At 69.6% G+C, this 11,860-nt stretch carries 13 protein-coding genes; 9 read left to right on the top strand and 4 right to left on the bottom strand.

Features of this window, described 5'->3' with window-relative positions; translation table 11 throughout:
* Positions 1-27: 27 nt before the first annotated feature.
* Positions 28-606 carry a TetR/AcrR family transcriptional regulator gene (locus tag ACPCUW_RS24365; RefSeq protein ID WP_423427314.1) on the top strand — a complete coding sequence of 193 codons (579 nt, stop codon included), beginning with the start codon at positions 28-30 and terminating at the stop codon, positions 604-606.
* A gap of 10 nt (positions 607-616) precedes the next feature.
* Here ACPCUW_RS24365 and ACPCUW_RS24360 read toward each other — a convergent pair whose 3' ends face one another.
* Complete coding sequence (locus ACPCUW_RS24360) at positions 617-1,519, bottom strand: LysR substrate-binding domain-containing protein (RefSeq protein WP_423427312.1); 903 nt, start codon at positions 1,517-1,519, stop codon at positions 617-619.
* Between the two features lie 79 nt (positions 1,520-1,598).
* Here ACPCUW_RS24360 and ACPCUW_RS24355 point away from each other — a divergent pair, with 79 nt between their 5' ends.
* The 4 genes from ACPCUW_RS24355 (at position 1,599) to ACPCUW_RS24340 (ending at position 5,392) form a co-directional block, all read left to right on the top strand.
* Positions 1,599-2,255, top strand: coding sequence for an SDR family oxidoreductase (locus ACPCUW_RS24355; protein ID WP_423427310.1), 657 nt, complete (start codon positions 1,599-1,601; stop codon positions 2,253-2,255).
* Complete coding sequence (locus ACPCUW_RS24350) at positions 2,252-2,809, top strand: ester cyclase (protein ID WP_423427308.1); 558 nt, start codon at positions 2,252-2,254, stop codon at positions 2,807-2,809. The genes ACPCUW_RS24355 and ACPCUW_RS24350 overlap by 4 nt, the downstream gene beginning before the upstream one ends.
* A gap of 169 nt (positions 2,810-2,978) precedes the next feature.
* Positions 2,979-4,205, top strand: coding sequence for a cytochrome P450 (locus ACPCUW_RS24345; protein ID WP_423427306.1), 1,227 nt, complete (start codon positions 2,979-2,981; stop codon positions 4,203-4,205).
* Positions 4,206-4,252: 47 nt separating this feature from the next.
* On the top strand, positions 4,253-5,392 hold the full coding sequence (locus ACPCUW_RS24340; protein ID WP_423427305.1) for a phosphotransferase family protein: 1,140 nt from the start codon (positions 4,253-4,255) through the stop codon (positions 5,390-5,392).
* A 7-nt stretch (positions 5,393-5,399) separates the two neighbouring features.
* Here ACPCUW_RS24340 and ACPCUW_RS24335 read toward each other — a convergent pair whose 3' ends face one another.
* Positions 5,400-6,302, bottom strand: coding sequence for an alpha/beta fold hydrolase (locus ACPCUW_RS24335; protein ID WP_423427303.1), 903 nt, complete (start codon positions 6,300-6,302; stop codon positions 5,400-5,402).
* 81 nt (positions 6,303-6,383) lie between these two features.
* Between ACPCUW_RS24335 and ACPCUW_RS24330 the strand changes: the two genes are divergently transcribed.
* The 3 genes from ACPCUW_RS24330 (at position 6,384) to ACPCUW_RS24320 (ending at position 8,746) form a co-directional block, all read left to right on the top strand.
* Positions 6,384-6,971 (top strand): TetR/AcrR family transcriptional regulator, encoded by a 588-nt coding sequence (locus ACPCUW_RS24330; protein ID WP_423427302.1) that lies wholly within the window; start codon positions 6,384-6,386, stop codon positions 6,969-6,971.
* 223 nt (positions 6,972-7,194) lie between these two features.
* Positions 7,195-8,310 carry a GGDEF domain-containing protein gene (locus tag ACPCUW_RS24325; RefSeq protein WP_423427300.1) on the top strand — a complete coding sequence of 372 codons (1,116 nt, stop codon included), beginning with the start codon at positions 7,195-7,197 and terminating at the stop codon, positions 8,308-8,310.
* A gap of 136 nt (positions 8,311-8,446) precedes the next feature.
* Entirely contained in the window at positions 8,447-8,746 is a 300-nt protein-coding gene (locus tag ACPCUW_RS24320; RefSeq protein WP_063016746.1) for a hypothetical protein, read from the top strand.
* A gap of 53 nt (positions 8,747-8,799) precedes the next feature.
* Here ACPCUW_RS24320 and ACPCUW_RS24315 read toward each other — a convergent pair whose 3' ends face one another.
* Together ACPCUW_RS24315 and ACPCUW_RS24310 are read right to left on the bottom strand one after the other, a co-directional pair.
* Positions 8,800-9,627 (bottom strand): class I SAM-dependent methyltransferase, encoded by an 828-nt coding sequence (locus ACPCUW_RS24315; protein ID WP_423427299.1) that lies wholly within the window; start codon positions 9,625-9,627, stop codon positions 8,800-8,802.
* A 55-nt stretch (positions 9,628-9,682) separates the two neighbouring features.
* The gene (locus tag ACPCUW_RS24310; protein ID WP_064904366.1) at positions 9,683-11,212 is read right to left on the bottom strand and encodes a PucR family transcriptional regulator; all 1,530 of its coding nucleotides are present in this window, start codon (positions 11,210-11,212) and stop codon (positions 9,683-9,685) included.
* 199 nt (positions 11,213-11,411) lie between these two features.
* Between ACPCUW_RS24310 and ACPCUW_RS24305 the strand changes: the two genes are divergently transcribed.
* On the top strand, positions 11,412-11,858 hold the full coding sequence (locus tag ACPCUW_RS24305; RefSeq protein WP_423427297.1) for a GreA/GreB family elongation factor: 447 nt from the start codon (positions 11,412-11,414) through the stop codon (positions 11,856-11,858).
* Positions 11,859-11,860 lie beyond the last annotated feature (2 nt).

Genomic DNA, 11,860 nt, shown 5'->3' with positions numbered 1-11,860 from the left:
TAGATGGTAGCCGGAAAGGACGCATGGATGTCAACGCCCCCGACGCCTCGAAAGACGCGCGCCGACGCGGCACGCAACCGCGACCGCCTCCTCGAGGCTGCTCGGGAATTGTTCGCCGAGAAGGGCTCTCAGGTGCAGTTGCCCGACGTTGCACGCGCGGCGGGTGTCGGGGTCGGCACGGTCTATCGCCACTTCCCCACCCTCGCGGAACTGGTCGACGCGGCCGCCGAACAGCGCTTCGCGCAGATCGAGAACTACGCGCGCACAGAATGTCTCACGCATGCCGGTGCCGGCGAGGGGCTGCGACGCTATCTGATGCATGTCGGTGAGCTGCTCAGCGCCGATCGCGGCCTGTCCGCGGCCGTCGAAGCCGCCCGCCGCTCGCCCGGTAGCGAGCCGCGCGGAATGTCTCGTGCCCGGCTGGAAGCCGTTGTCGGCGAGATCATCGCGGGCGATCGCGAGGCCGGTACGCTGCGGGAGGACTGCACCGCCGCGGACGCCTACCTGCTCGTCGGTGCGATCTCGGCGACGATCCGCACGGGCAGCGGGGACTGGCGGCGCCTGCTCGACCTGATGCTCGACGGCCTACGGCCGCGTACGTCGTAGCCGTCGCGGATCAGCCGAGTTGTCGTGCGGCCGAGGGGTTCACGGGGACACCGCGGTCGACGAGGTCGGCGGCGAAGCGGCGCAGCAGTGGATCGGCGGGGGTGGCGAGCAGGCAGACGAGATCGCGGGACACGCTGGGGTGCAAGCGTTTCAGGGTCGCGGGCAGGCCGGGGCCCAGAGCGGTGACGGGGACCAGGGCGATGCCGAGTCCGGCCGCGGCCAGTTGTGCCGCGGTGCCGGCCTGCCGGGTGCGCATGACCGGGCCGAGGGTGACGCCGTGGACCGCGGCTCGGGCGTCGAGCCAGCCGGCGAGGCCGTTGTCGGGGTGGTAGTGCACCACCGGTTGGTCGTGGAGGTCGTCGAAGCCGAGCCGATCCTGCCGGGCCAGGGCGTGGTCGGCGGGGAGGACCGCCACGATCTCCTCGGTGCCGACGAGTTCGGATGCGCCGGTCCAGCGAGTCGGCCGCGGCCCCAAAGCCAGGTCGGCCGTTCCGGATTCGAGGTGGCGGACGAGGTCGTCGGCGCTGGTGGCCTCGGTGAGCGTCACGTGCACCGCGGGGTGGCGGCGTAACCAGGTGCGCAGTACGGGGGCGAGCAGACTCGCGGTCAGGCTCTCCGCGCAGGCCAGTCGCAACAGGCCGCTTTCGCCCCGGGCCGCGGCCCGCCCGCCGTCGACGACGCGAGCGGCCGCGGTCAACGCCGCACGAGCGTCGGCCTCGACGGCGCGGCCGATGGCGGTGGCACGCACTCCGCGCGGGAGCCGTTGCAGCACCGGTGCCCCGATCTCGCGTTCGAGCGCCGCCAACTGGTGCGACAGCGCGGGCTGTGACATGTGCAGTGCGGTGGCGGCGTCGGTGATCGAGCCGGCGTCGAGCACGGCGATGAGGCATTCCAGTGCCCGCAGCGTTGGCATTCGTACATCCTATGGCAGCGATCGAAGACATTCATTCGACGAAGGGATTATCCGGCGCTGTCGCGCTGCTGAACCGGGCATGACAACGCTGCAAGACAAGAAGATGGTCATCGTCGGCGCCGGATCGGGCATTGGCCGTCGTCTGGCCGCCGACGCCGAAGCACAAGGAGCGCAGGTGATTTCGGTCGGCCGGCCCGAACTGGACCTGGCCGACGAGGCAACCGTGCGTGCCGTGGCCGAACGTATCGGCGAGGTGGACTACCTGGTGTCACTGGCCGCCGACCACGCCAACGGTCCGGTCACCACACTCGGCCACGATGCGGTGCGCCGCGCCTTCGACGCCAAGGTGATCGGGCCGATCCTGCTCGCCAAACACTTCGCTCCGCGATTCCGCGCCGGAGGTGCGATGCTGCTGTTCTCCGGTGTCGCGGCGTGGCGGCCGTCCACTGGACGGTCGGTCATGGCCACCACCAACGCCGCGGCCGCCGCTCTGGCCGAGGCGCTGGCGGTCGAGTTGGCGCCGGTGCGCGTCACCGCGATCTCCCCCGGCATCGTCGACTCGGGTGTGTGGGACGGCCCCGGCAAGGAGGAGTTCTTCCGGACCGTCGCCGATCGCAATCCGGCTCGCCGGATCGGGACACCGGCCGACATCTCCGCCGCGGCACTGCTGGCGCTGACCAACCCCTTCCTCACCGGCACCACCCTGCATGTCGACGGCGGCGGGAGACTGGCATGAGGATCGCGCTGTTCGTCTGCGCCGCACTGCTTCTCGGTGCCTGCTCGGCGCAGCCGCCGCACCCGGCCGACCCCGTCGACCGTTCCGGCGACCTGGTCGTACCGCGAGCCGTGCACATCGACGGCGGACTCGACGCCGACCGGGCCGCACGCGAAGTTCGTGCGGCACAACGGCTCTACACCTTCTGGAACACCGGCAACGTCGACTACCTCCAGCAGGCTGTCACACCGTCGTTCCGGGACAACACCCTGCCGCCGGGCCGGCCGCAGGGACCGGCCGGACCCGCCGCGGCGTCGAAGGCCTTCCGCGCCGCCGTCCCCGACCTCACCTGTGAGCTGTCGGATCTGTACGTCACCGAGGACACCCTCACGGCCCGGCTGGTCTTCCGCGGCCATTTCACCGGCAGCTACAACGGGGCCGGCGGTTCCGGACAGGCCGTCGAATTCGACGCCATCGACATCCAGCACCTCGGCGACGACCACGCCCGGATCATCGAGGATTGGCATATCGAGGACAACCTGAGGTTCCTGCGCCAGATCGGGCAGACACCGTGACCGCCGTCCCGATCGGCGGGGTGGGACCGAGCGCTCCCGATATCGCCTTACGGCCGGATTGACACCTGTAAGGTGCAGGCTGCCGGGGTCGTGCGACGGCGCCCGGCAGCCGCCGACAGGCGATCTCGTGATGTGGGCAAGCGTGATGTGGGCAAGGAGGTGACACGTCGTGCACGAGGACATCGACCTCACCGACCTGGACCGGTTCACCAACGGCTTCCCGCATCGGATATTCGATCGGCTGCGGCGCGAAACGCCGGTCTGGCTCCATCCGCCCACCGCGCACAGCCCCGGCGGCGACGGTTTCTGGGTGCTCAGCCGATACGCCGACATCGTCGCCGCGGCCACCGACACCACGGTATTCTCCTCCGAATCCGGCGGCGGACGCGATGGCGGCGGCACCACGCTCGAGGATATGCCGCTGGGTGTGCCGGTCGGGGCGCTGCTGAACATGATGGACGATCCCCGCCACGCGAAAATCCGTCGCCTGCTCGCCCCCAGCACCACTCCCCGAGCGCTGCGGCGGATCGAGAACGACCTGCGCCGGCGCGCGGCCGATATCGTCGACGCGGCCGTGGCGAAGGGAGACTGCGACTTCCTCACCGACGTGGCCGCGGAACTGCCGCTGCAGGCCGTCGCCGAACTGGCCGGTGTGCCGCAAGCCGATCGCCACGAACTGATGAACTGGGCGAACGTCACCCTGGACTACGACGGCCGCGAAGTCGGTGAGGTCGACGACCGTCTCGCTCGGGCGCAGGCTCGCATGTTCGCCTATGCCGCGGATCTGCTGCAGCGCAAACGCGTCGCGCCGGGTGAGGATCTGCTGTCGGTGATCACGCACGCACTCGTCGACGACGAGCCGCTGACCGATGCCGAACAACACCTGTTCCTGTCCCTCGTCGTGGCCGCGGGCAGCGAGACGACACGCAACTCCATCGCCATCGGCACGGCCGCGCTCAGCGCATCGCCGCAGCTGTGGAAACGGTTGCAGCAGGACAGGTCTCGCCTTCCGGCTGCCGTGGAGGAGATGCTGCGCTGGGCGTCCTCGACGCCCTACAACCGGCGCACGGCCACCGCGGACGTGTGGATCGGCGGCCACCGCATCGCCGCCGGTGACAAGGTCACGCTGTGGTGGGCCTCGGCCAACCGCGACGACAGTGTGTTCACCGACCCGCATCGCTTCGACATCACCAGAAACCCCAACCCGCACGTGGCGTTCGGGCGCGGCGTGCACTTCTGCCTGGGCGCGTCGCTGGCGCGGATGGAAATGCGGGTCATGTTCGACGCGCTGCTGGATCGGGTCGAAACCCTCACTCCGCGTGGGCCCGTCGAGTACGTCCGCAGCAACAAACACACCGGTATCCGGCATATGCCGGTCACGATCAGCGCCCGATGAGACCGCGCGGCCCGTGGGTGACCCGCCCGAGTGAAAGGAGGCAGCCAGTGGCTACCGAACCGACCGTGGAGAACGTCAGCCGGCTGCAGAGCTCGAGCCGCGACGTCACCCAGTTGCCCTCGATCCTCGCCGACTGGCTGGCCACGGTCATGCCGAACGGGCAGCGGCCCGAGATCACCGTGGTCGGCGGGATCGACGCCAACGGCATGTCCTCGGAGACGATCGTGCTCACCGCCCACTGGGACGACGACGGCGCGCCCGTGGACCGGAAATGGGTGATGCGGGTGGCGCCCACCGAGGCCGACGTCCCGGTCTTCCCGGTCTACCGCCTGGATCATCAGGCCCAGGTGATCGAGGCCGCCGGTACGAGGGCCGGCATTCCGGTCCCGCGGGTGCGGTTTCTGGAGAACACGGGAACGGTGCTGGGGGCGCCGTTCTTCATCATGGACTACGTCGAGGGAATCGTCCCGCCCGATGTGATGCCGTATACGTTCGGCGGCAACTGGTTCTACGACGCGGCCCCCGAACAGCAGCGCGAACTGCAGGACGCCACCATCGAGGTGCTCGCGAAGCTGCACTCGATTCCCGACGCGGACAGCGCATTCGGGTTCCTGGTCGCCGACCGCGCCGGCGACACCGCGCTGGGCAGGAATCTGGCCTGGCTGCGGGCGTGGTACGAGTTCTCGGTACCCCACATCGGGGGTTCAGCGCTGGTGGAGCGCGCCTTCGACTGGCTCGACACCCACTGGCCCGAGCAGATCGCGGCCGGTGAGACCGTGCTGTTGTGGGGTGACGCGCGGATAGGCAATGTGCTCTACCGCGACTTCCGTCCGGCCGCGGTCCTCGATTGGGAGATGACCACGGTGGGCCCCCGCGAACTCGACGTCGCGTGGTGTGTGTTCGCGCATCTGGTGTTTCAGGAACTGAGCGGGCTGGCCGGGCTGCCGGGGTTGCCGAATGTGCTGCGCGAGAACGATGTTCGCGACACGTATCGTCGCCTCACCGGTGTCGAACTCGGTGACCTGCGGTGGTTCTACGTCTACTCGGCCGTGGTCTGGGCGTGTGTGTTCCTGCGCACCGGCGCCCGCCGGGTGCACTTCGGGGAGATGCAGCGACCCGAGGATGTCGAGTCGCTGTTCTACCACGCGGGGTTGCTGCGCCGGCTGATCGGGGAAACGGCGCAGTGAACCGCGGCTACCGGCCCGGGCCGAGGTAGTCGAGGATGATCCGGTCGACCTCCTCCGGCTTCTCCAGATGCAGGAAATGCCCCGCGTCGGCGATGCGGACGACGCGGCTTCCCGCGGGCAGGTGGCGCTCCAGATCGTGGAAGAAGCCGGGGCGCAGGCATCCATCGGTGGCGCCGTAGAGCTGCAGTATGGGGTGGATCGGTGGGCTCATCAGCAGTCGGTCGAGGTCGCGGGGTCGCGTCGGCCGCGGCCGGACCAGTTGCCGGTAGTAGCCGATGATCGCCGAGCGGTGTTGCGGCGGTGCGGCCGCGGCGAGGTGAGCGAGGTCGTCGGTGGCGTCGTAGCCGGGAGACCATCGCCGCCACAGGAATGCCGTCATCGGGGTGAACAACCGTTCGGGAACGGCGGGAAACTGGTTGGCGAGGATGTACCAGCTGTTCACCGACTGCGCCAGCGTCCGCCCGACCTGGCGGGCGAGGTCGCCGCGGGTGATCCGGACGCTCGCCAGAGGCGGAACGGCCGCGGCGACGAAGGCCCGGAACGGTGATTCGGGCAGTGCGGCAATGGCGTTCGCGGTGAAGGCGCCCCAGTCGTGGCCGATGACGACGGCCCGGTCGGCGCCGAGGCGTTCGGCGATGCCGAGAGCGTCGGCGACGCGCGAACCGGTCGACAGGTCACCGTCGGCCGGCACCGACGACGGAGCGTATCCGCGGCTGAACGGTGCGACGGCGTAGTACCCGTGCTCTGCCAGTGCGGGTCCGAGATGGCGCCACGTCCAGGCGGTGTCGGGGTAGCCGTGCAGGCACAGTGCGAGCGGCGCCGCGGGGTCGCCCCAGGTGAGGGCGTGCAGGGTGACCTGTCCCAGATCGAATTCGGTGCGCCCCGGCGCGGGAGTGGAGGTGGATGCCATCGTGCCTCGTCGGTCGTTCCGCACCCGCTGGGTCCGGCGTCGGCTTTGCTGTTTACAGGCGTATATCCTAGTGTCTGACCCATGGTGGAGGCCGCGATACATCCTCGCCCGCCCCGGCGATCTCTGGCCGGGCGCTCCGCCGAGACCGTGGACCGCCTGCTCGACGCCGGTCTGGACGTGCTGCGCGAACAGGGCTACGACCAGTTGTCGATGCGGGAGGTGTGCCGGCGCGCCGGGCTCACCCACGCCACGGCCTACGGCTACTTCTCGGCGAAACAGCATCTGGTGGCCGAGGCGTACTGGCGCCGGATCCGCACCTGGTGTGCGCGGCCGGTCACCGGAGATACGCCGACGCAGCGACTGGCGGCCGTGTTCATCGAGATGGGTGACCTGATGGCCGAGGAACCGGAACTGAGCCTGGCCGCCTCCGCCGCGATCCTCAGCCACGACCCCGACGTGTCGGCCCTGCGCACCCGCATCGGTGCCGCCCTGAGCGAACGCGTCCGCACCGCCCTGGGCGACGCGTGCACCGGCGAGCTTCTCGACGCCCTGAACATTGCCGTCAGCGGGGCGATGATCCAGGCCGGGATGGGCTACTACAGCTACCGGGAGATGGCGAACCGGCTGACCTCGGTGGCGCGTCTGCTGCTGGCGGCCGGCGATCGCTGAGCCGATGCGCGCGATCCCGGCGAGGCGGCACGCGCGGGATGCGCGCGGGCCGGTCGCTCGCGGCGGCCGTCGCGCAAGTGCCACATTTTTGCCCGATGGGCCCGAGTTGCCGGTCTAGACTGCTGCGGATCAGCTGGTGAGATTCCTGAGGTCCTCGCACAAGGATTCTCGCACCGGTAACGAGCGACGGCCGGGCAACCCGGCCGGGTGCGAGGGTGAGTCGATGAATGGCGGCAAGACACTGCGGGCCTGGTGGAACGATCCGGTCGACTACTGCTGGCTGGTACGCAGCCTGACGGCCCGATCGGCGCTGGGTCCGCTGAAAGTGCTGGTCGGTGTCGCCGGGGCGATGATCGCGGCGATGGGAGCGGTGATCACGGGCTCACCGGTGGGACCGCCCGGCCATCCCGGCGTCGCGTCCGCGGTCGGAGTGTCGTGCGGGGTGCTGTGGGCACTGCGCTGGTGGCTGCTGCGCTGGCCCGGCAAAACCGAATCGCTGCTGCTGATCGGCGGCGCCGATGTGCTGTTCATCCTGGAATTCCTGCAGGTGCCGGATCGGGTGTTCGCGGCGATGGGCACGGTACTGCTCGTGGTCACCGGCAGCTACCTCGGTTTCTTCCACAATGCACGGGTGCTGGCCGCGCATTCGGCGTGGTCGCTGCTGGCGGTGGTCGTGGTGTCGGTGCGCATCGCCACCGGCGGCGGGCAACTGCGCCTGGCGCTCGCGGTCGGGCTGCTGCTGTTCGTGTCGGTGGTCAGTGCCCTGCCCGCGTTGCAGATCCTCTACTGGCTGCTGCGCACCGAATCGCTGTCGGACCCGCTCACCGAACTGCTGAATCGCCGCGGCCTCGAGATTCGGCTCCCGCTCCTGGTCGACCGGCACCCGGCGATCAGCGTCATGACCTTCGACCTCGACAAATTCAAAAGCGTCAACGACACCTGGGGTCACCGCGTCGGTGACACCGTGCTGGCGCGAACCGCCCGGCGCCTGCACGAGGCGGCGGGACGCTCCGCGGTGGTGGCTCGCACGGGCGGAGAGGAATTCGTGGTCGCCGCGCCGATCGCCGCCGATCTCGCTCGCGCGGAGGCCGAGCGCCTGCGCCGCACGGTCGCCGAACCGTCGGACACCGCGGTCGAGGTCACCGCGAGCGTCGGTGTCGCCGTATACGACGCCAGGATCTGCCCGCAATGTCCGCGACCGACCCCGGACCGGCTGCTGCAGTCCGCCGACGCCGCCATGTACCGGGCCAAACAGGCCGGGGGAAATCTGGTGGTGCTCGACGATCTCACCCCGCCGCCGGATCACCACCGGGCAACCGGATCACCCGTCCGCGGGTGATGTCACACCCGGGCGGTTCGGGGACTCTGTGTGGCAGACGATCGAACGGCCGAGTGGGAGCAACCCCTTCGCAAATGCCTCGATGCCTGCGAGGATACGAAGTATCGAGGGAGCCGTAGCGAAGGGAGCAACGCCGATGACGAGCAGTGGGCACACCACCCATCCCGGACACGAGCACACCCACGGCGAGGGCTGCGGGCACGTCGCGGTGCCGCACGGCGACCACGTCGACTACCTGCACGACGGCCATATCCACCGAGTGCACGGGGACCACGTCGACGAATGCGAACCGAGCGGGCACACCGAACACGCCGGACACGAGCACGTGCACGGCGAAGGCTGCGGGCACGTCGCCATCCCGCACGGCGATCATGTCGACTATCTCCACGACGGGCATCGGCACGCGCCCCACGACGGCCACTACGACGAACACTGACAGCGACACCCGCTACCGAATGTTCGGCGAAAGCCCCACGGCGCCGGCGTGTTTCAGCAGTCGTCCGGTTTCGATGCCCGGAGCGAGAACAGCAACGGAACCCGCGGCTGCCCGGGCGGCAGACGGTACCGGCCGCCGTCCGCGACCAGGTTGCGGAACCGCGGATACAGGGTGAAGTCGTGTTCGTGGAGGAACTCCAGGCGCAACCCGGCACCGGCGAGTGCGCTGATGATGTCGCCGATGCCGTGCTGCCACTGCACTGTCATGTTCGCAGTGGTCGCCGCGTCCGGGTCGGTGTAGGTGCCGGGCTCGTCGAACACCTGCGGCGCGGGATCGAAATAGTCGTAGGCGACGGTGCGGCCGTCGTCCTCGGCGAGAATGTCGCCGAACGGGTGGAATTCGGTCAGGTAGACGAAGCCGCCCGGCGTGAGCGACTCGGCCACCACCGACGCCCAGCGCACCAGATCCGGCAACCAGACCAGGGCGCCGACACCGGTGTAGACGATGTCGTAGCGGTCGCGGTCCAGTGCCGTCACCGCGTCGTAGACGTTGGCGGTCACGAACCGCGCGCCGGTGATACCGATGCGGGCGGCCAGGTCGGTCGCGGTGCGGACAGCGGGCTCGGAGAAGTCCACGCCGGTGACGCTCGCACCGCGACGCGCCCACGCCAAGGTATCGGTGCCGATATGACATTGCAGGTGCAGCAGGCGTTTTCCGCGCACGTCGCCGACCTCGTCGGGTTCGAAGTCGCGCAGCGCTTCGGCGCCGGAGACGAAACCGTCCAGATCGTAGAACTCGCTCGTGACGTGAATCGGTACGCGCTCGTCCCAATTGGCGCGGTTGAGTTCCACCCACTTGCCGGCTTGCGCGTCGATGCTCACGCCGCGCGACGTTAGCCCGGCTGAGTCACCGTCTCCACCGATTTTCCGCCCGAGCTCAGCCGGTGTGGATCGACAAGGCGATGAGCATCGCCGTGCGTTTGGCCGGATCATCCGGGTCGAGAAAGTCCAGCTCGCGCATGCGCCGCATCCGATGACGCACGGTATTGGGGTGCACGGCCAGGGTGCGGGCCGCGGTGGCGGGATCGCCGTGGGCTTCGAGCCAGGCCTTCAACGTGGGCAGGTACTGGGTGCCGGCCCGCTCGTCGATCTCGGCCAGCTGGGCGACGGGATCTCGGGACGGGAGCCGGCCGGTGGAGGCCATCGAGCGCAGGCGCTGGATCAGGACCCGGTCCCAGGCGGTGTCGTAGCAGGCCGGTTCCGGGGTGGCGGTCGCCGGCAGTGCCATGCACTCGTCGGCCTCCTGGCGGCTCGCGGGCAGCTCCCGCGCGTCGGCGGTGCCGCCGATTCCGGCGACCACGGTCATGTGTGCGGGCAGGCTCGCGGCGATGTCGGCGATCCACCGATATGCCGGCGCCGGGTCCTCACCGGCCGGCAGCAGCGTGTAGACGGTATTGCCGAACAGCGTGCTGCGACCCACGCGCGACCAGCCGAAACCGGTGGTGGCGCGCTCGAACGCGAGCAGGATGCCGGCGTTGCGTTCCTGCTCGGCGTGGGCCTGCAACGCGATGACACGCAGATCGCGCGCCGGGATGCCGAGCTTGCCGATCGCGGCCTCCGCGTCGGGACTGCCTTCGATCAGTTCGATGACCAGCTCCGACTCGACCTGCCGTTCCAGATCGGCACTGACGCGCGACCGCAGCAGATGCAGCGCGACGGTGTGCGCGCCCTCCTGCAGGATTCTGGCCCGATCCGCCGAGAGCGGCTCACGGCCGGACACCCACACCGAGCCCAGCAGCTCCCGGCCCGCGCGCACCGCGGCCACGGTGCGCCCGTGCAACCCGTGCTCGGGCGCGGGCGGGATGTAGCGCGGCGCGTCGGAGCGCGCGAGATGGGCGAAAATGCCCTGCTCCTCGAAGAATCGGCGTACCCGATCGGGCATGCGGCGGCCCAGAATGGTGTCCGAGCGCACCGGGTCGGTGTCGTGGTGCGCGGTCGAGTAGGCCATCACGCGCGAGAGCTGATCCTCGATCGTGACCGGCCCGTCCAGGGACGCCGAGATGGTATCGGCCAGGGCGAACAGGTCGCTGGGACCGCGCCCGGATTCGGTTTCGCGGCCCTCGAGGACGAGCCCGTAGACCACCGAGGCGATCTGGCTCCAGGACACGCTCGGATCGACGGTCATCAGAGCCGGGCCGCGATCGTCGAGCAGCTGCCGGATCCGGGCGTCCGGTGTCTCGGAGGTGCGGGCCACGATCACGCCGGCGCGGGCGTCGATGCCCAGGGCGAGCGCTTCGGCCAGGTCGGCCGCGCCGACGGCGAGGAACACGTCGCCGGTGGCCGCGTGCGGGCGAATCGGATCGTGGACCGCGACGCTGTGGATCTCGACGGTGCGGTCCACGACGGTGCCGTGCAGGCGGGCGCCGTAGCGGCTCACGATATTGATCAACCGATCCAGTTTCACCATCGGCGCAGATCACCGCTCCTTCCTGGACACGGGGCGAGCGCCATGCTGTTCGCCATTGACAATCTGTGCGATCGAGATTGTTTCCTGCTGACAATGTAGCCGGTGTGCCGGCGGGTCACTCTGGAGATGGACCTCGGTGCGGCGGATGTGGTGCCGTCCGGGGTCCGGGGTGTTGTCGGCAGTGGACGAAGAGAATGAGATGACCGGAACGGAAGGCGTCTGGTTGACGCAGGACGCGTACGAGCGGCTACGGCGGGAATTACTGGAGTTGCGGTCGGCGCAGCACGGTCCCGGGGACGAGGACGGACAGTCCGCGGCCGGGCGGCGGTTGCGCCGGCTGGAGTTGGAGGAGTTGCTGGATCGTGCCGTGGTCGGGCAGGCGCCCGCCGACGACGGCATCGCCGAACCCGGGATGGTGCTGACCGTCCGGTTCGACGACGAGCAGACCGAAACCTTCCTGCTGGGCCGGCGCGACGGTGCCGACACCGAGGAGCTGGAGGTCTATTCGCCCGAGTCGCCGCTGGGCACCGCGCTCACCGGCGCCCGGCCCGGGCAGGTGTGCTCGTACCGGATTCCCAGCGGGGCGACGGTGAACGTGACATTGCTCGAGGCGGTCCCCTACGGCATGCACCTGCGACGGCGTTGATC

Source organism: Nocardia sp. AB354 (genome assembly GCF_049538315.1).
Lineage (GTDB): Bacteria > Actinomycetota > Actinomycetes > Mycobacteriales > Mycobacteriaceae > Nocardia > Nocardia nova.
Note: the sequence above shows the minus strand (reverse complement) of the source record. Positions and strands in the feature narration are given on the sequence as shown.